The sequence below is a fragment of the Cupriavidus sp. TMH.W2 genome (assembly GCF_050847365.1).
Classification (GTDB): Bacteria; Pseudomonadota; Gammaproteobacteria; order Burkholderiales; family Burkholderiaceae; genus Cupriavidus.
Genome location: NZ_CP193793.1, coordinates 2,535,919 through 2,555,348, shown reverse-complemented (window position 1 = coordinate 2,555,348; position 19,430 = coordinate 2,535,919). Strand labels below are relative to the sequence as shown.

At 67.8% G+C, this 19,430-nt stretch carries 15 protein-coding genes; 13 read left to right on the top strand and 2 right to left on the bottom strand.

The window, feature by feature from the left end:
* Window positions 1-34: 34 nt before the first annotated feature.
* The 6 genes from cyoB (at window position 35) to ACREYQ_RS28955 (ending at window position 8,515) form a co-directional block, all read left to right on the top strand.
* Window positions 35-2,038 (top strand): cytochrome o ubiquinol oxidase subunit I, encoded by a 2,004-nt coding sequence (gene cyoB, locus ACREYQ_RS28980; RefSeq protein WP_432261400.1) that lies wholly within the window; start codon window positions 35-37, stop codon window positions 2,036-2,038.
* Complete coding sequence (gene cyoC, locus ACREYQ_RS28975) at window positions 2,031-2,708, top strand: cytochrome o ubiquinol oxidase subunit III (protein ID WP_432261399.1); 678 nt, start codon at window positions 2,031-2,033, stop codon at window positions 2,706-2,708. The genes cyoB and cyoC overlap by 8 nt, the downstream gene beginning before the upstream one ends.
* Window positions 2,705-3,094 (top strand): cytochrome o ubiquinol oxidase subunit IV, encoded by a 390-nt coding sequence (gene cyoD, locus ACREYQ_RS28970; RefSeq protein WP_432261398.1) that lies wholly within the window; start codon window positions 2,705-2,707, stop codon window positions 3,092-3,094. The genes cyoC and cyoD overlap by 4 nt, the downstream gene beginning before the upstream one ends.
* Window positions 3,091-3,915: an SURF1 family protein gene (locus tag ACREYQ_RS28965; RefSeq protein ID WP_432261397.1), complete on the top strand. Its 825-nt coding sequence runs from the start codon at window positions 3,091-3,093 to the stop codon at window positions 3,913-3,915. The genes cyoD and ACREYQ_RS28965 overlap by 4 nt, the downstream gene beginning before the upstream one ends.
* A gap of 84 nt (window positions 3,916-3,999) precedes the next feature.
* Window positions 4,000-5,037: an aldo/keto reductase gene (locus ACREYQ_RS28960; RefSeq protein ID WP_432261396.1), complete on the top strand. Its 1,038-nt coding sequence runs from the start codon at window positions 4,000-4,002 to the stop codon at window positions 5,035-5,037.
* A gap of 226 nt (window positions 5,038-5,263) precedes the next feature.
* The gene (locus ACREYQ_RS28955) at window positions 5,264-8,515 is read left to right on the top strand and encodes a transglycosylase domain-containing protein (protein WP_432261395.1); all 3,252 of its coding nucleotides are present in this window, start codon (window positions 5,264-5,266) and stop codon (window positions 8,513-8,515) included.
* Here ACREYQ_RS28955 and ACREYQ_RS28950 read toward each other — a convergent pair.
* Both ACREYQ_RS28950 and ACREYQ_RS28945 read right to left on the bottom strand, forming a co-directional pair.
* Window positions 8,488-8,739 carry a GlsB/YeaQ/YmgE family stress response membrane protein gene (locus ACREYQ_RS28950; protein WP_432261394.1) on the bottom strand — a complete coding sequence of 84 codons (252 nt, stop codon included), beginning with the start codon at window positions 8,737-8,739 and terminating at the stop codon, window positions 8,488-8,490. The two genes, ACREYQ_RS28955 and ACREYQ_RS28950, sit on opposite strands and share 28 nt — an antisense overlap.
* Window positions 8,740-8,872: 133 nt before the next feature.
* Entirely contained in the window at window positions 8,873-10,429 is a 1,557-nt protein-coding gene (locus ACREYQ_RS28945) for a methyl-accepting chemotaxis protein (RefSeq protein ID WP_432261393.1), read from the bottom strand.
* A gap of 321 nt (window positions 10,430-10,750) precedes the next feature.
* Here ACREYQ_RS28945 and chrA point away from each other — a divergent pair, with 321 nt between their 5' ends.
* The 7 genes from chrA to ACREYQ_RS28910 all read left to right on the top strand — a co-directional run bounded on the left by chrA (window position 10,751) and on the right by ACREYQ_RS28910 (window position 19,429).
* Complete coding sequence (gene chrA, locus ACREYQ_RS28940; RefSeq protein ID WP_432261392.1) at window positions 10,751-11,968, top strand: chromate efflux transporter; 1,218 nt, start codon at window positions 10,751-10,753, stop codon at window positions 11,966-11,968.
* Between the two features lie 308 nt (window positions 11,969-12,276).
* A complete protein-coding gene (locus ACREYQ_RS28935) occupies window positions 12,277-12,933 on the top strand; it encodes a PepSY-associated TM helix domain-containing protein (protein ID WP_432261391.1) in 657 nt (218 codons plus the stop codon).
* A gap of 55 nt (window positions 12,934-12,988) precedes the next feature.
* Window positions 12,989-13,513 carry a DUF2271 domain-containing protein gene (locus ACREYQ_RS28930; protein WP_432261390.1) on the top strand — a complete coding sequence of 175 codons (525 nt, stop codon included), beginning with the start codon at window positions 12,989-12,991 and terminating at the stop codon, window positions 13,511-13,513.
* A 19-nt stretch (window positions 13,514-13,532) separates the two neighbouring features.
* Window positions 13,533-14,372 (top strand): DUF4198 domain-containing protein, encoded by an 840-nt coding sequence (locus ACREYQ_RS28925; RefSeq protein ID WP_432261389.1) that lies wholly within the window; start codon window positions 13,533-13,535, stop codon window positions 14,370-14,372.
* Window positions 14,373-14,386: 14 nt separating this feature from the next.
* Window positions 14,387-15,394 (top strand): FAD:protein FMN transferase, encoded by a 1,008-nt coding sequence (locus ACREYQ_RS28920; protein ID WP_432261388.1) that lies wholly within the window; start codon window positions 14,387-14,389, stop codon window positions 15,392-15,394.
* An 11-nt stretch (window positions 15,395-15,405) separates the two neighbouring features.
* Window positions 15,406-16,986: a sulfite reductase subunit alpha gene (locus ACREYQ_RS28915; protein WP_432262683.1), complete on the top strand. Its 1,581-nt coding sequence runs from the start codon at window positions 15,406-15,408 to the stop codon at window positions 16,984-16,986.
* Window positions 16,987-17,116: 130 nt separating this feature from the next.
* Entirely contained in the window at window positions 17,117-19,429 is a 2,313-nt protein-coding gene (locus ACREYQ_RS28910) for a type VI secretion system Vgr family protein (RefSeq protein ID WP_432261387.1), read from the top strand.
* The last annotated feature ends 1 nt before the right edge of the window (window position 19,430 follow it).

Genomic DNA, 19,430 nt, shown 5'->3' with positions numbered 1-19,430 from the left:
TTTGTAGAACGCCGTTGTTGTCCTGGAGACTCACATGCCGGAGCGATCCGAACTCGCCACGCAGCTCTTCGGCCGCCTGACCTGGGAGGCGATTCCGCTGCACGAGCCCATCCTGCTGGCTACCTTCATCGCCGTGGTGATCGGCGGTCTGGCGCTGGCCGGGGCGGTGACGTACTTCAAGGCCTGGGGCTATCTCTGGCGCGAGTGGTTCACCAGCATCGACCACAAGAAGATCGGCATCATGTACGTGATCCTGGGCATCGTGATGCTGCTGCGCGGGTTTGCCGATGCCGTCATGATGCGCATCCAGCAGGCCATTGCCTTCGGCGACAACCTGGGCTACCTGCCGCCGCACCACTATGACCAGATCTTCACGGCGCACGGCGTGATCATGATCTTCTTCGTGGCCATGCCGCTGGTCACCGGCCTGATGAACTTCGTGGTGCCGCTGCAGATCGGCGCGCGCGACGTCGCGTTTCCGTTCCTGAACAACTTCAGCTTCTGGATGACCACGGGCGGGGCCATTCTGGTGATGATGTCGCTGTTCGTTGGCGAGTTCGCGCGCACCGGGTGGCTGGCGTATCCGCCCTTGTCCGGCATCCTGCAGAGTCCGGATGTGGGGGTGGACTACTACCTGTGGTCGTTGCAGGTGGCGGGCATCGGAACCGTGTTGTCCGGCATCAACCTGCTGGTGACCATTGTCAAGATGCGCGCGCCCGGCATGAACCTGATGCGCATGCCGATCTTCACCTGGACCGCGCTGTGCACCAACGTGCTGATCATTGCCGCCTTTCCGGTGCTGACGGCTGCGCTGGCGATGCTGGCGGTCGACCGCTACCTGGGGATGAACTTCTTCACCAGCGACCTGGGCGGCAGCGCCATGATGTATGTGAACCTGATCTGGATCTGGGGCCACCCCGAGGTGTATATCCTGGTCCTGCCGGTGTTCGGCGTGTTCTCCGAGGTGGTGGCCACCTTCTGCAGCAAGCGACTGTTCGGCTATGCCTCGATGGTGTATGCCACGGTGGTGATCACGGTGCTGTCGTACCTGGTCTGGCTGCACCACTTCTTCACCATGGGCTCGGGGGCCAGCGTCAATTCGTTCTTCGGCATCACCACCATGATCATTTCGATCCCGACCGGGGCGAAGCTGTTCAACTGGCTCTTCACCATGTACCACGGGCGCATCCGCTTCGAGGTGCCGATGCTGTGGACGGTGGGCTTCATGGTCACCTTCGTGATCGGCGGCATGACCGGCGTGCTGCTGGCGGTGCCGCCGGCGGATTTCTCGCTGCACGGCAGCCTGTTCCTGGTCGCGCATTTCCATAACGTGATCATCGGCGGCGTGCTGTTCGGGCTGATGGCCGGCATCACCTACTGGTTCCCCAAGGCCTTTGGCTACAAGCTGGATCCGTTCTGGGGCAAGTGCTCGTTCTGGTTCTGGCTGGTCGGCTTCTACCTGGCGTTCATGCCGCTCTATGTGCTCGGGCTGCTGGGCGTGACCCGGCGCATGAGCCATTTCGAGGACCACTCGCTGCAGATCTGGTTCCAGCTGGCGGGCCTGGGCGCGCTGCTGATCGCGCTGGGCATCGGCTGCTTCCTGATCCAGCTGGTGGTGAGCTTCATGCGCCGCGAATCCCTGCGCGATGCCACCGGCGACCCCTGGAACGGCCGCACGCTGGAATGGTCGACGTCGTCGCCGCCGCCGTCCTATAACTTTGCTTTTACGCCGGTGGTGCATGACAGCGACGCCTGGTGGCAGATGAAGATGCATCACTACCAGCGCCCCGCGCAGGGCTTCATCCCGATCCACATGCCGAAGAACACTGGCGCCGGCATCATCCTGGCCGGCCTCAGCACGCTGTGCGGGTTCGCGCTGATCTGGCATATCTGGTGGCTGGTGGTGCTGGCCTTCGCGGCGACGATCCTTACCGCCATCGGCCATACCTTCAACTACAAGCGCGATTTCTATATTCCGGCCGACGCGGTCAACCGCACGGAGGCAGAGCGCACCGCGCTGCTGGCGAGCCATGGCTGATACCGTCGCCCCCTTCCCCGCCGGCGGTGGCGCGCGCGCGCAGGACACCCTGCCGCCGCGCGAACCGGTGCAGCCCGCCGAGATGCGCTTCTACATGGCCGAGGAATACCACGTGCCCAACGGCACGCTGCTCGGCTTCTGGCTGTATCTGATGAGCGACTGCCTCATCTTTGCCTGCCTGTTTGCCGCCTACGGCGTGCTGGGCCGCAACTACGCGGGCGGCCCTTCCGGCGCCGAGCTGTTCGAACTGCCCCTGGTGGCGCTGAACACCTCGTTCCTGCTGCTGTCGTCGATCACCTACGGCTTTGCCATGCTGGAGACGCAGCGCGGCCGGATCGGGGCGACGCTGGGCTGGATGGCCGTCACCGGGGTGTTGGGGGCCGCCTTCCTCAGCGTGGAGATCTACGAGTTCGTGCACCTGGTGGGCGAGGGCGCCGGGCCGCAGCGCAGCGGCTTCCTGACATCGTTCTTCGCGCTGGTCAGCACCCACGGCCTGCATGTGACCTTCGGCATCGTGTGGCTGATCACGCTGATGACACAGGTGGGCCGCCACGGCCTGATTCCGGAAAACAAGCGCCGCCTGATGTGCCTGTCCATGTTCTGGCACTTCCTGGACGTGGTCTGGATCGGCGTCTTTACCTTCGTCTACCTGATGGGAGTGCTGCCATGAGCGCGCACGACAACTCGCTGGACGCCCACGGGCACGGCCATGGCCACGGTGAGAGCGAGATCCATATCTCGCTGAGCGGTTACATGACCGGTTTTGTGCTGTCGGTGATCCTGACCGCGATCCCGTTCTGGCTGGTGATGGGCAAGGTGTTCGACAAGTCCAGCACCACCGCCATGGTGCTGCTGGCGCTCGGCGCCGTGCAGATCGTGGTGCACATGATCTACTTCCTGCACCTGAACGCCAAGTCAGAAGGCGGCTGGAACATGCTGGCGCTGATCTTCACGCTGGTGCTGGTAGTGATCGCGCTGACCGGCACGCTCTGGGTGATGTTCCACCTGAATTCCAATATGATGCCGGGCATGCAGACCACAAAGAACTTGCCTTGACCGGTTCCACTCAAGACCGCGCCGCGCCGGTCGAAACGACGCGCCCTGAATCATCCAGGCCCCTCTCGCCGGCATGGCTGGCCGCGCTGGCGATCTTTGCCGCGGCGGCCATTGCCGGCCTGGTTGCCCTGGGCAACTGGCAGATCGAGCGGCGCGCCTGGAAGCTCGGCCTGATAGGCCAGGTGGCGGAACGCGTCCACGCGCCGCCGGTGGCGGCGCCCGCGCCCGCCGCATGGCCAGCGCTGAGCAAGGCCGCCGGCGAGTACCGGCGTATCCGCGCCAGCGGCACCTTCCTCGACGACAAGCAGACCCTGGTCCAGGCGGTGACTGAACAGGGGGGCGGCTACTGGGTGGTGACGCCGCTGCGCATGGCCGACGGCAGTACCGTGCTGGTCAACCGCGGCTTCGTGGCCGAGCCGTTCCGCGGGCGGGTGGCGCCTGCCGGGGGCGGCACCGGCGAGGTGGTCGGCCTGCTGCGCATGAGCGAACCTGGCACCGGTTTCCTGCGCCACAATGACGCTGCCCATGACCAGTGGTTCTCGCGCGATGTGGCGGCGATTGCCGCGCGCCGCGGCCTGGGCCAGGTTGCGCCGTATTTCATCGATGCCGAGGCGGTGCCGCCGCCGGCCGGCGCCGACCCGAAGGCCTGGCCGGTGGGCGGGCTGACGGTGACGGTCTTCGCCAATAACCACCTGGGCTACGCGCTTACCTGGTACGGCCTGGCCATCATGGTGGCCGCCGCGGCGGCATATGTGGGACGGGAGGAGTACCGCAAGCGCAGCCAGGCGCGCCGGCTCCCCGGTAACTCCACGCGTACCTGAGGTCGCGGGCGCGCGCGCCGGCGCATTCTGCAAGCCAGGCCAGGAGCCGGCAGAATGTGGGGTACGCCACCCAAGGGAGCCACCATGCCAGATACCTCCATGCCCTACCGCCGCCTCGGCGCCAGCAACCTGCGCGTCTCGGCGCTGTGCCTGGGCACCATGATGTTCGCCGACCAGACCGATGAGGCCGGGGCGGCCAGCATCGTTGCCAGCGCGCGCGACCACGGCGTCAACTTCATCGATACCGCCGACGTGTACACCAAGGGCGCGTCCGAGCAGATGGTCGGGCGCCTGCTGACCGCAAACCGCCACGACTGGGTGCTCGCCACCAAGCTCGGCAACGCCATGCAGGCTGCGCCCAACCACGGGCATTACTCCCGGGTGTGGATCACGCGCGCCGTCGAGGACAGCCTGCACCGGCTGGCGACGGACTACATCGACATCCTCTACCTGCACCGCGACTATCCCGGCGAGAACCTCGAAGAGCCGGTGCGGGCGATGGGCGACCTGGTCCGCAGCGGCAAGATCCGCTACTGGGCGGTATCGAACTTCCGCGGCTGGCGCATCGCCGAAATCGCACGGCTGTGCGGCGAACTGGGGGTGCCCCGCCCGGTGGCGTGCCAGCCGTACTACAACCTGCTGAACCGGATGCCGGAAGTAGAGATCCTGCCCGCGTGCGAGCACTATGGCCTGGGGGTGGTGCCCTACAGCCCGGTGGCGCGCGGCGTGCTCACCGGCAAGTACGCGCCGGGGCAGGCGCCGGGCGAGGGCACGCGCGCGGGCCGTGCCGACCGCCGCATCATGGAAACCGAGTTCCGCGAAGAATCGCTGGTCATCGCCCAACGGCTCAAGGCCCATGCCGAGGCGCGCGGGCTGACACCGGGCCAGTTCGCCACCGCCTGGGTGCTGGCCAATCCGATTATCTCGTCGGTCATCGCGGGGCCGCGCACGCTGGCGCAGTTCGAGGACTACTTCGGCGCGCTCGGCGTTGCGATCACGCCCGAGGAGGAATCGATGATCGATGCGCTGGTGTCGCCGGGGCATGCCTCGACGCACGGCTACAACGATCCCGGCTACCCGTTTGGCGGCAGGCCGGTAGTGCGCGCGCCGGCTGTCCGATAATCCGGCGTCACCTTTCGGACGGGCCAATGTGGCGCGGGCGTTGCCTGCGGTGACGCTCGTTTGCAACGGCACACAGACCGCGCGCGCGCTTGATGCACCCTGGCGCGACTCCTACTAATATCAATACAGGCGGCGCGCGCAATGCGCGCGCCGCGAGAACATTGCGCTTCGAGCCGGTGCACGAAGACCTTTGCGCGCTGCATCGGCCCAACAGGGAAGCCCAAACGTGTCGCGTCGTGGCTGGATCTTCGCTGGCTTGGCGGTCGCCCTTGGCGGGGGCGCCTATGTCGTGTATAGCTTGGTCGCAGGCGAAGTGCGCAACTCGCACTTGCAGGCACGGCTGATCGGCAGCCTGGGGCAGCGGCTGACGTTCGAGATCCAGCCGGGGGCCAGCGACAGCATCCGGTTTCCGCATTCCGGACCTTACGACGCCCGCATGGGCTACGGCCAGCTGCCGCGCTTTGCGCACCGGCTGGAGCAGCGCGGCTACGTGCCCGCCGAACAGGCGCGCATGTCGCCCGACATGGTGCGGATGATCGACGAAGGCCTGTTCACGCCCTACCGGGAAAAGAACCAGGCGGGCCTGCTGCTGCGCGACTGCAATGGCCTGACGCTGGCGTTCGAACGCTATCCGCAGCGCCAGTACCCCGACTTCGGCGCGGTGCCGACGGTGCTGGTGAGCGCGTTGCTGTATGTCGAGAACCAGGGCCTGCTGAACCCCGAATACCCCAATATGAACCCCGCGCTGGACTGGCGCCGGCTGTCGCGCGCGGTGCTGGACCAGGTGATCCGGCTGGCCGACAAGTCGCATGACGCGCCCGGCGGCAGCACGCTGGCCACGCAGATCGAGAAATACCGGCACTCGCCCGAAGGGCGCACGGCGTCGATCCCGGAAAAATTCCGGCAGATGGCATCGGCGTCGCTGCGCGCCTACCTGGACGGGCCCGACACCCAGCGCGCGCGCGAGCGCATCGTGGTGGACTACCTGAACACCGTGCCACTGTCGGCGCGCGAGGGCTTTGGCGAGATCAACGGCATCGGCGATGCGCTGTGGGTCTGGTACGGCGAGGATTTCGGCGAGGTCAACCGGCTGCTGAAGGAAATGGACGTGCGCGCCCCGGAACCGCGCCAGGCGCAAGCCTTCAAGCGCGCGCTGTCGCTGATCATCTCGCAGCGCCGCCCGTCCTACCACCTGCGCCGCGACGACACCAACCTGGATGCGCTGACCGGCAGCTACCTGCGCCTGCTGGCGGCCAACAACATCATCACGCCCGAGCTGCGCGACGCCGCGCTGGCGCAGCCGCTGGACAAGGCCGCGCCGCCGCGGCACCCGCCGCAGGAGCCCTTTGTCACGCGCAAGGCCGTCAACCGCGTGCGCACCGATATCAGCCGGCTGACCGGGGTGCAGAGCCGCTACGACATGGACCGGCTCGACCTGACCGTGGACAGCACCATCAACCGCGAAGCGCAGCGCCTCATCACCGAGACGCTGCAGCGCGTGAACAACAAGGACGACGCGCGCGCCATGGGCCTGTACGGCCACAACCTGCTGCGCGACAACGACGACCCGTCCAAGCTGATGACCAGCTTCACGTTGTACGAGCGCGTGGGCAACGCCAGCGTGGTGCGCGTGCAGGCCGACAATATCGACCAGCCCTTCGATATCAACAGCGGCGCGCGCCTGAACCTGGGTTCCACGGCCAAGCTGCGCACGCTGGTGTCCTACCTGGAGATCATCAGCGAACTGCACGCGCGCTACGCCGGCATGAGCCGCGCCGAGCTGGCTGGAGTGCACCTGGCGCGCCAGGACGCGCTCAGCCGCTGGGCGGTGGACTACCTGATGAAGACGCGCACGCCGGAAGAGCGCGAACTGATGCCGATGCTCGAGGCCGCCATGGAGCGCAAGTACTCCGGCAGTGCCGGCGAAGGCTTCTACACCGGCGGCGGCCTGCAGAGCTTCAGCAATTTCGAGCGCTGGGAGGGTGAGCGCATCATGACCGTGCGCATGGGCTTCCAGCACTCGGTCAACCTGGTGTTCATCCGCATGATGCGCGACATCGTGCGCTATGAGATGTTCCATGCCAAGCCTGACATGGGCGACCTGTTCGAGGACCGCAACGCGCCCGGCCGGCGCGAGTACCTGGAGCGCTTCGCCGACCAGGAAGGCAGCGCCTACATGACCGGCTTCTACCAGCGCTACCGCGGCAAGGATTCGGCGCAGCGCCTGGACACGCTGCTGGGCCGGGTGCGCATGACCCTGCCGCACCTGAACGCGGTGCGCATGTCGGTGACGCTGCTGAGCGCGCGGCCGGACCTGGATGAGGAAAGCTATGTCCGCATCATGCGCGCGCGCCTGGGCGACAAGCAGCTGGCCAAGGTAGACCTGCCGGCGCTGTACCGCAAGTACGGCAAGGACAAGTTCAACCTGAACGACCGCGGCTACCTGTCGCGGGTGCATCCGCTGGAACTGTGGATGGTGGAGTACCTGGACCAGCACCCTGGCGCCACCTTATCGGAGATCCTGCGCGCCAGCACCGCCGAGCGCCAGGAAGTGTACAAGTGGCTGTTCAAGACGCACAGCAAGGCGGGCCAGGACAACCGCATCCGCACGCTGCTGGAGCAGGACGCCTTCGCGCGCATTGCCCGGCGCTGGCAGCGGCTGGGCTATCCGTTCGACTCGCTGACGCCGTCCTATGCCAGCGCCATCGGCGCCTCGGGCGACCGCCCGGCGGCGCTGGCGGAACTGGCGGGCATCCTGCTGTCAGGCGGGATGGCCTCGCAGAACGCCGCGGTGTACAGCCTCGCCTTTGCCGATGGCACGCCCTACGCCACGCGCTACGTGCTGCAGCCGGCGCCGGGCAAGCGCCTGCTGTCGGAAGAGCTGACCATGGTGGTGCGGCGCTCCATGCTCGATGTGGTGGAAGGCGGCACCGCCAGGTCGATCCAGGGTGCATTCACCATGCCGGGCCGCCATGGCGCCACGCTGACGGTGGCGGGCAAGACCGGCACCGGCGACCAGCGCTTCCAGGTCTACGGGCCGGGCGGGCGGCTGATTGCATCGCGCTCGGTCAACCGCTCTGCGACCTTCGTGTTCACGCTCGGTGACCGCTTCTTCGGCACGGTGGTGGTCAATGCCAGGGAACCTTACGCGGCGCGCTACAGCTATACCAGCGCGCTGGCGGTCAGGGTGCTGCGCGCGATCGCGCCGCAGATCTCGGCGATGGCGCCGGGCGGCGACCGCGCGCTGCTGCGTTGCCGCGATACGTCGCCGGGGCTGCGCGCCCCGCGCGTGCCGACGCTGACCGAGTCCGTGCCCGGCGCACCGCAGGCCCAGGCTCAGGTTGTGCCCAGGGTGTCGCCCGCGCCGGCCAGCCCTGCCGGCCCCGCGCGCGCGCCGGACACGCCGGCGCTGGCCGACGCGCAGGACGCCACCGGCGTGCGCCCCGCCGGTCAGCCCTTGCGGCGAACCATGCCGTAGATCACCAGCAGCACGATCGCGCCGACCACCGACGCGATCCATCCTGCGGGCTGCCCTGGCTGGTACCAGCCCAGCGCGCGGCCGACATAGCCTGCCACGATCGAGCCGAGGATCCCCAGGACGATGGTCATGATCCAACCCATCTTGTCGTCGCCGGGCTTTACTGCCCGGGCGATGAGTCCGACGATAAGGCCAACGAACACGGTGCCAATGAATGCCGTCATGGTGCGCTCCCGGTGGTGGTCCGCGACAGGAATCCGATGCCGAGCCGGCCGCCTGTGCGGCCGGCTGCGCTTCATCATACACGCAGGCATTGCAGCCGCATGACGCTCATGTGACACGCAAAGGCCCCGTCCGTCAGGCCCCCGCCAGCCGGAACTGGCCGACGGCGCGGTGCAGCGCCTCGGCCTGGCCTTCCAGCGATGCGGCGGCAGCCGCGGCCTCTTCCACCAGCGCGGCATTCTGCTGCGCCATCTGGTCCATCTGCGACACGGCCTGGTTGACCTGCTCGATGCCGCCGGTCTGCTCTTCGGTGGCCGCACGCATCTCGCCCATCAGGTCGGTCACGCGCTTGACCGCGTCGACGATCTCGCCCATTGCCTTGCCGGCGCTCTCGACCAGCACCGCGCCGTCGTCCACGCGTTGCGCCGAGTTGCCGATCAGGGCCTTGATCTCCTTGGCCGCGGTGGCGCTGCGCTGCGCCAGCGTGCGCACCTCGCCGGCCACCACGGCGAAGCCGCGGCCCTGGTCGCCGGCACGCGCCGCCTCTACCGCCGCGTTGAGCGCCAGGATGTTGGTCTGGAAGGCAATGCCCTCGATCACGCCGATGATGTCGACCACCTTGCCCGAGGCGTTCTTGATCTCGCCCATGGTGTCCACCACCTGGCTGACGATGGTGCCGCCGCGCACGGCGATGTCCGAGGCGCCTTCGGCCAGGTGGCTGGCCTGGCGCGCATTCTCGGCGCTCTGGCGCACGGTGCTGGTGAGCTGCTCCATGCTGGCGGCGGTCTCCTCCAGCGACGCGGCCTGCTCCTCGCTGCGGCGCGACAGGTCGGCGTTGCCCGCAGCGATCTGCTTGGCCGCGCCCGCGATCGAATCGGCGGAGCCGCGGATGCTGCCGATCGCCCCGGTCAGGCGCGATTGCATGCGATGCACCGCATATAGGACGCTGTGCTCGTCGCCAGCGCGCACCTCGACATGGCTGCCCAGGTCGCCTTCGGCAATGCGCCCGGCGATGTGCGCCGTGGTGGCGGGCTCGCCGCCCAGCTGGCGCTGCAGGCTGGCGGCCACGCGCACCATCACCAGCGACATCAGCACCCCGACCCCCAGCAGGATGCCGAACGCCTTCATCAGCTCGGCGCGGAACGCCGCCTCGATGTCATCCAGGTACAGGCCCGCGATGAAGTTCCAGTCCCACGGGCGGAAGTTGGCCACGTAGCTCAGCTTGGGCTGCGGCGCCTCGGCGCCGGGCTTGGGCCACAGGTATTCGATAAAGCCCTTGCCGGACCCTTTGCCGATCGCGGCGATCTCGCGGAACAGGTAGACGCCATTGGGGTCCTTGCTGCCTTCCATGGCCTTGCCGTTCATCTCCGGCTTGAACGGGTGCATCAGCACCACGGTGTCCGAGCGCATCAGCGTGAAATAGCCATCGCTGCCGTAGCGCATCGCGCGCACGCGCTCGATGGCCTGCTGCCTGGCCTCGTCCTGCGTCAGCTTGCCGGCCCTGGCCAGCGCCTCGTACTCGGCCACCACCGAGAATGCGGCGTCGGTGACATGGACCAGGTCCAGGCGCCGCTCTTCCAGGCGCAGCGTGCGGATCTGCCATGCGTTCCACAGCGTGACGCCGAGCAGGCAGATCCAGCTCAGCACCAGCGGTAACAGCAGTTTCTTCTTCAGGCTCAGGTTGTCCAGCATTGCTTTTTACTCCTCCTTGTTCCGCGCTCTGCGCATTGCTCATCGGTGACCCTTGCCGCTGCGCCTCGCGGTGGCGCATGCGTGTGGGTCTGCGACATAACGGCGCGGGCGGCGGGTAACTTGATTGGGGTAATTCCGGCGATGGGTGCGGCAGGGTGGAGCGGCTTCATCACGCCGCTATAATTGTGATTTATGCGGCTCTTTTGTTTGCGCCGGCAGATCCGGCCCATGCCGTTGCCCTTCGGATGGCGCAACGCGCGCGTAAATCCGGCAGAATCGGCGCCTGCCTCATGACGCAATCCAACCGCTTCCGCACACGATATGGCCACCTTGCCCAGCCAGTCCGAAGACAGCCGCAGCCACCACGGGCCGTTTGCCGTCTTCCTGGTTTTCCTGCGGCTGGGGCTGACGTCCTTTGGCGGACCGGTTGCCCACCTGGCGTATTTCCGCGAGGAACTGGTGCGCCGACGCCGCTGGATGAGCGAGGCCGCCTATGCCGACGTGGTGGCGCTGTGCCAGTGCCTGCCCGGCCCGGCCAGCAGCCAGACCGGCATTGCGCTGGGGCTGGCGCGTGCCGGCTACGGCGGCGCGCTGGCAGCCTGGGTGGGTTTCACGCTGCCTTCGGCGCTGCTCATGATCTTGTTTGCGCTGGGCGTGACACATTACGGCATGGCCGCGGCGCCCGGTGTGCTGCACGGGCTGAAGCTGGTGGCGGTGGTGGCGCAGGCGGTCTGGGGCATGGCGCGCAGCCTGTGCATTGGCCCTGCACGCATCGCCATCACGCTGATTGCTGCCGGCACCGTGCTGGCGCTGCCGGGTCCGTGGATACAGGTGGCCGTGATGGCCGCCGCCGCGGCCGCCGGCATCGCACTGGTCCGGCCGGCCCTTGCCGGCGCCCATGAACCGCTGGGCCTGCCGGTCACCCATCGCGCCGGCGTGCTGGCCCTGGTGCTGTTTGCCACGCTGCTGGCCGGCCTGCCGATGCTGGCCCAGCTGGCCGCCGATCCTGCCCTGCGCGTGTTCGATGCCTTCTACCGCGCCGGCGCGCTGGTCTTCGGCGGCGGCCACGTGGTGCTGCCGCTGCTGGACGCCGCGGTAGTAGCCCCGGGCTGGGTCGGCAAGGGAACCTTCCTGGCCGGTTATGGCGCGGCGCAGGCCATGCCGGGTCCGTTGTTCACGTTTGCCGCCTTCCTGGGGGCGTCGATGCAAATGCCGCCAACCGGCCTGGCTGGCGGGCTCCTATGCGCGCTGGCGATCTTCCTGCCCGGCGCGCTGCTGGTGATCGGCGCACTGCCGTTCTGGGAAAGCCTGCGCCGCAACCGGCGCGCGCAGGCGGCGCTGGCGGGCGTCAATGCCGGCGTGGTCGGGCTGCTGCTTGCGGCGCTGTGGAATCCTGTGTGGACCAGCGCGGTGCGCGGCCCGCTGGATATCGTGCTGGTGGCCCTGGCGCTGGTGGCGCTGATGGTTTGGAAGCTGCCGCCGTGGCTGGTGGTGGTGGTCAGCGGCGTGGCGGGATGGGTGGCTGGACTGGTTGCCTGAACGAGCAAGCGCCAACCGCTGATGCCAATTAGCGCTCACATGTCAGCACAAGCCCGGGCAACGGCCGCCGGACTTGGCTTCAGTCTCAACGCCTGCCGCCGCCGCCTCCAGACTTGTAATGCACTGTAACCCGCGCGGGAAGCGTGGCATTTGCGCATTCAAATGCGAACGATTATCCTTCTCTTTTCATCGACTATTGTGCAGGCAATGGCACAACCTCAGTCCATTGAAGTGTCCGAGACGGCGCTTCTGCAACAAGGGACTCCAGGGCCAGCCCTCCACTCGGGGCGGCACACCTACCAACCGCAATGACCGAAACCCAGCCGGCCTCCGGCCAGCAGCGCCGTGCCTTCTGGCTCAAGCATCTCCATCAGTGGCACTGGATCAGCGCCGCGATCTGCCTGATCGGGATGCTGCTGTTTGCCGTCACCGGCTTCACGCTCAACCACGCCGCGCAGATCGAGGCCAGGCCCGCGGTCGAGACGCGCCGCGCCACCATGCCCACGCGTGTGCTCGACCAGGTGCGGGCCGAGGCGCCGGCCGGCGATGCCCCGGCGCGCGAGAAGAAGGCGCCGGTGCCGGCGGCGCTGGCCGACTGGCTGGCGCAGGCGCTGGACATCGACGCCCGCGGGCGCGAGGCCGAATGGTCCGCCGACGAGATCTACGTGGCGCTGCCGCGCCCGGGCGGCGACGCCTGGATCAGCATCGAACTCGACAGCGGCGAAGCCCAGTACGAGAAGACCACGCGCGGCGCCATCTCTTACCTGAACGACCTGCACAAGGGCCGCAATACGGGCCACGCGTGGAGCCTGTTCCTGGATGTGTTCGCGCTGGCATGCCTGATCTTCAGCGTGACCGGCCTGTTCCTGCTCAAGCTGCATGCGGCCGGGCGCGTGGCGACGTGGCCGCTGGTCGGGCTGGGGCTGGTGGTGCCGGTGCTGCTGGCGATCCTGTTTATCCACTGAGTCAACCGTTCCGACCGTTTTCTTCCCTGCATCTCACTGACAAGGTTCTCCCGATATGCGCCGACTGCTTTCCGTCACCCTGACCGGCATGGCCGCGGTTCCGCTGGCCGGCCCCGCGCTGGCCACGGACCTGAACGTCAAGGTCGAACTCCCGCGCCTGACCGTGGCCGAGTACCACCGCCCCTATGTGTCGATGTGGGTCGAGCGCGCCGACCAGAGCCCGGTGCAGACCCTGGCGGTCTGGTACGACGGCAAGCACAAGGACGGCGAGGGCACCAAGTGGCTCAAGGACATGCGCCAGTGGTGGCGCAAGGCCGGGCGCGACCTGCACATGCCGGCCGACGGCATCTCGGGCGCCACGCGCGCGCCGGGCGAGCACAGCGTGAGCTTCAGCGACGGCAAGGCGCCGCTGGGCAAGCTGCCCGCGGGCAACTACCAGCTGGTGGTGGAGGCCGCGCGTGAAGTGGGCGGGCGCGAGCTGCTGCGCGTGCCGTTCACGTGGCCGCCGCAAGCCGCACAGACCGCCCGCGCCAGGGGCGAACACGAACTCGGCGGCGTGACCGTCGAACTGAAGCCGTAATTTCTTCCAGAGCCAGACGATGAAGCCCTCCCTGATGTCCACCGCCTCTTCCCGCATGGCCACCCGCGTCGCCGTGCTTGCCCTGGCCGCCCTGGCGCCGCTGGCCGCGCACGCGCACCGCCAGTGGCTGCTGCCGTCGGCCACCGTGCTGTCCGGCAGCGATCCGTGGGTGACCGTGGACGCCGCCGTCTCCAACGACCTGTTCTATTTCGAGCATGTGCCGATGCGGCTCGACAACCTGCAGGTGACCGCGCCCGACGGCAGCGCCGTCAAGGCCGAGAACGCGGCCACCGGCAAGTACCGCAGCACCTTCGACCTGCACCTGACCCAGCCGGGCACGTACCGCGTGGCGGTGGTCAACAGCGGTCTTTTCGCCAGCTACAAGGTCGACGGCCAGACCAGGCGCTGGCGCGGCACCGCCGAGAACTTCGCCAGCGAAGTCCCGCCCAATGCGCAGGACCTGCAGGTCACCCAGGCCGAAGGCCGCATCGAATCCTTCGTCACCGCCGGCAAGCCCAGCGACAAGGGCCTGCGCACCGTCGGCCGCGGCCTGGAGCTGGCGCCGATCACGCACCCCAACGACCTGGTCGCGGGCGACACCGCCAGCTTCCGCCTGCTGCTCGACGGCAAGCCCGCCGGCAACCTGAAGGTCTCGGTGGTGCCGGGCGGCACCCGCTACCGCGACCAGCTGCAGGAGTTCAGCGCCACCACCGACGCCGACGGCAAGTTCAGCGTCAAGTGGCCGGCCCCAGGCATGTACTGGATGGAGGCCGAGGTAAAGGACGACAAGACCACCTTCAAGCAGGCCAGGTCGCGCCGCGCCGTCTATGCGGTGACGGTGGAAGTGCTGCCGCAATAAGCCGGTTGCCGGGTTTGAACCGCGTCCTGGTACCCGTTGCGCTGACCGCGCCCCCGCGGCCGCCGGCCGCCGATACGCGGCTGCAGCGCTGGGCTGGCGCGACCATGGGCACGACCTGGTCGGTGGCGGCGCTGCTGCCGCCGGCCGCGGATGCCGACGCCATCGCCGCCGGCATCCTGGCCGTGCTCGATGGCGTGGTCGCGCAGATGAGCAACTGGGAAGCGGATTCGGACCTCAGCCGCTTCAACCGCGCGGCGCCGGGCAGCTGGCACACGCTGCCTGAAGACTGCTTCGCGGTGCTGCAATGCGCGCAGCAGGTGGCGCGCGACAGCGGCGGCGCCTATGATCCGACCGCCGGCCCGCTGGTCGACCTGTGGGGCTTCGGTCCCGCCCCGGCGCGCAGTGCGCCGCCGTCTCCCGACATGGTGCAGGCTGCGCGCAGCCGCTGCGGCTGGGACCGCATCGAAGTCGATGCCGCGGGCCGGCGCGCCTGGCAGCCAGGCGGCTTGTCGCTGGACTTATGCGCCATCGCCAAAGGCTTTGCCGTCGACGCGGTGGCGCGGTACCTGTGCCAACAGGGCCTGGACCACCACCTGACCGAGATCGGCGGCGAACTGCGCGGCCACGGCGTCAAGCCCGACGGCATGCCATGGTGGGTCGCGCTGGAAGCGCCCCCTGGGCTGGACAGCGATGCCGCGGGGCAGACGCTGGTGGCGCTGCACGGCCTGTCCGTCGCCACCTCCGGCGACTACCGCCGCTATTTCGACAGCGACGGCCGCCGCTACGCCCACACCATCGATCCGCGCACGGGTTATCCGGCCAGCCACGCGCTGGCCTCGGTCACGGTCATCCATGCGCAGTGCATGCTGGCCGATGCGCTCTCTACCGCGCTGACCGTGCTGGGCCCCGAGGCCGGCATGGCGCACGCGCGCCGCCATGGCATCGCCGCGCGCTTCCTGGTGCGCACGCCGGGCGGTTTCGACGAACATCTTTCCCCGGCTTTTGCCGCGATGCTGGCATGAGCGCGAAGGCCATGCCGTCCGCCATCACCGGCGCAAGCTGGCTCGCCGTGGCCGGCGGCGTCGCGCTGTCCGTGCTGGGGCCGTCGCGCATGGCCATGGCGGCTGGCTTGGTGGCCGCCTATGCGGGCTTCTGCAGCGCGGTGGTTGCCCACCACCGCCAGCGGCGCGCAAGCGTGGCGGCACTGGCTGGCACGGAGGACGGCGCGACGCTGATTGCCTATGCCTCCCAGACCGGGTTTGCCGAACAACTGGCGCTGCAGACCGCCACCGCGCTGCAGGGTGCGGGCATGCCGGTGCAGCTGCTGTCGCTGGCCGATGTCGACGCGCGGCGCCTGAGGGCGTGCCGCCAGGCACTGTTCGTGGTCAGCACCACCGGCGAGGGCGACGCCCCCGACAGCGCGTCCGGCTTTGCGCGCCGCCTGCCGGCGGGCGCCGAAGGTCTGCAACAGTTGCGCTACGGCATCCTCGCGCTTGGCGACAGCAGCTACGCGCGCTTCTGCGCCTTCGGCCATACCCTTGAACGCTGGCTGCGACGCCACCGCGCCCAGCCGCTCTTTGACCTGATCGAAGTCGACAATGGCGACGCCGGCGCGCTGCGCCACTGGCAGAACCATCTGTCGGCGCTAAGCGGCGGCGCCGAGATCGCCGACTGGGAACGCCCGCGCTATGGCAACTGGCGGCTGGTGCAACGCCACCACCTGAATCCGGGCAGCCAGGGCGCGCCGGCATTCCGCCTGATGATGGTGCCGCAGGACGGCGAGGCAATGGACTGGCAAGCCGGCGACATCGCCGAGATCGGTCCGTGCCACGCGCCGGCCGACGTCGACCGGCTGCTGGCGCGGCTTGGCCTGGATGGCAATACGCCCGTGCGCTGCGATGGCCATGACACCACCCTGGCCGCGGCCATGGCCACGCGCATGCCGCTGCCCGAACCGCACTTTGCCGCGATGCAAGGCCTGCCGCCGCAGCAACTGGTCGATGCGCTGTCGCCGCTGCCGCACCGCGAGTATTCGATCGCCTCGCTGCCGCAGGATGGGCAGCTTGAACTGCTGGTGCGGCAGACCCGCCATGACGACGGCCGCCTCGGCCTGGCTTCCGGCTGGCTGACCGAACACGCGGCCGTGGGTGCGCGCATCGCGCTGCGCATCCGCGCCAACCGCAGCTTCCACCCCCCTGACGACCGGCCCCTGATCCTGGTCGGCAACGGCACCGGGCTGGCCGGGCTGCGCGCGCAGCTCAAGGCCCGCGCCGCGGCCGGGCGGCGCCGCAACTGGCTGCTGTTCGGGGAACGCTCGGCGCAGCATGACGCCTTCTTTGCCGACGAACTGGCCGCATGGCAGGCCGACGGCACGCTGCAGCGCGTGGACCACGCCTGGTCGCGCGACGGCGGAGCGCCGCGCTACGTCCAGGACGCCCTGCGCGCCCAGGGCGAGACGGTGCGCCAGTGGGTGGCCGACGGCGCGGCCATTTACGTCTGCGGCAGCCTGCAGCGCATGGCCGGCGGCGTCCATGACGCCCTCGTTGAAATCCTCGGCGAAGACGCGCTGCGTCGGCTTGCCGACGAGGGCTGTTACCGGCGCGACGTCTACTGAGGGGACCCACCGCCGCCCGCGGCATGCGGAGACCGGCCGCTGCATTTCTTCGCCCCAATTTAAGCATTGTCCGATTGAGTCTCCGCCAAGGCCACTTCTATGATCGGCCGTTGGCTACAACGGCGAAGACATGGACGCTCCCGACGAATTCAACGGATACGGCGCCAGGGTGCCTGGGCGCCAGGCATATCATCTGATCGTCCCTGGTGCGGCCAGCGCGCCGGGGCTGTCGGTCGTGTCATTCAATGCGGTCGAGCGGCTGGGTGAGCCCTATCGAGTCACCATTCAGCTTACTCACCCGCTAGCGCTGGAACGTGCCGAGTACCTCAACCGGAACGGCACCTTCGCAATTGACGCGGGCGACGGCAGCGCACCGCGCCAATTCGCCGGCTGGATTTCAGAGTTTTCGCGTATCCGGCGCAGCCGTGATTTCATCGCCTACGAAATCGTCCTCAGGCCGCTCGTGGCGCGGCTCGAACTCACCCAGGCAAGCCGGGTCTACCAGCAAAAGACCGCTCCGCAGATCATCGAGGCGATCCTGCGCCGGCATGGTCTCGAAGGCCATCAGTTCGCCTTCAGGACGCGCCGGCGTTACCCGGAGCACAAGTTCCGCCTTCAGTATCAGATGACGGACTGGGACTATGTCCGGCTGCTGATGCGGCAGGAGGGCCTGTACTGCTATTTCATCCCCGGCAAGTTCGGCGAGATGATCGTATTCGGCGACGACATCGATCACTACATCTACCAGCCTGAACTGCGCGTGCCGTATCGAGAGACCGCCGGGCTGGAGGCGGGCGTCGAAGCCGTATTCGACATCCGCGTTCATGCGAAAACCGTGCCGCAGTCCTTCTGCGTCGCGGACTACAACCCGGATCTGGCGTGGGAGCGTCTTAAGCAGGAGGCCAACGTCGCCCGCAAGGACAGCACGACCTATGGCCAGCCTTATGTCTTCGGTACTCACCATCTGGACGAGGCCGGCGCGAAATGGGAGGCGCAGTTGCGCCATGAAGCGGCGCTGGCCAGCCAATGTCTCTTTGAGGGCGAGAGCAATGTCCTGGCGTTGCGCCCCGCGCGTATCCTGCGCATGGACGAAGCCCTTCCGGACGCCCCCAACGGCCAGGTCGTCATCGAGGTCAGCCACAGCGGCGGGCGTGATCAGGCTTACCGCAATCACTACAAGGCAATACCCTCCGACCGGCGCTACCGGCTGCCGCTGGAGGAGGACAAATGGCCCCGCATCCAAGGCACCCTGAGTGCGCGCATCACGTCGCCCGGTCAATACAAGTATGCCTATCTGACGCAGGAGGGCCGTTACGTCGTCCGCTTCGACCTGGACTTCGATGAATGGCCGAACGGCGGCGAGAGCGTGCCGCTGGCGCTTGCCAAGCCGTTTGCCGGGGCGCTGCAAACGGGCTTCCATTTCCCATTGATCGACGGCACCTACGTGGACGTCGCGTTCCGCGACGGTAATCCGAACAAGCCGTACATCGCCCATGTGCAGCACAACAGCCAGCACAGGGACCTGATCACCAATCAGGACCGCTGGCTGTCGCGCAACGTGATTCGCACGCAGAGCGACAACGAGTTTGAGCTGGAAGACTGGAAGGGCCAGGAGCACGTCAGTCTGTCCACCGAACATTCGGGCAAGAGCCAGCTGACCTTGGGCCATATGGTCAACGGCAAGTACGAGAAGCGCGGCGAAGGCTTCGAACTGCGCACCGATGCGCAGGGTGCCGTACGGGCAGGCCGAGGCTTGCTGATTACCGCGTGGACGCAACAGCGAGCCAACGGACAGCAACTCGACATGACTGTGGCCATGCAAGAGATGCGCGCGGTGCTCTCCCAGACGCAGGCGCTGGCGAACGCGGCCAGCCAGTCCAAGGCCGAAATCGCTGACCTGAAGGCCGAGAACGCATGGCTGCGCAGCAGCGTGAATGAGCTGAAGCAGGCCGTCATGATGCTCACCGCACCTCATGGCATTGCTCTTGCCACCCCGGACCGCGTATCGGTCGTTGCGGGACGGGACGTCAATGTCGCAACGAAGGCCGGCTTCCACGTCAGCGCGCTCGCCAAGATCGCCATCGCCGCCGGTGACGCGCTGTCGCTATTTGCCTCGAGGCTGGGCATCAAGCTCTTCGCGGCGAAGGGCAAGGTGGAAATCCAGGCGCAGAACGGGGCGCTCGATTTATTTGCCGACAAGCAGGTGCATATCGCAAGCGCGAGCGAAGACGTGGTCATTAACGCCGCCAGGAAGGTCGTGATCGGCAGCAGCGGGGCTCATCTGGTTTTCGACAAGCACAGTGCCACATTCCATTGCGCCGGAGCCTTCAAGGTGAAAGCCGCGTCATTCACATTCGAAGGCCCGGACGGGCAACGCTACGCATTGCCGAACCTGCCGGACAGCCACCTTCAGGGCAGCGACCAGTATCCATCGTCCCACTGAA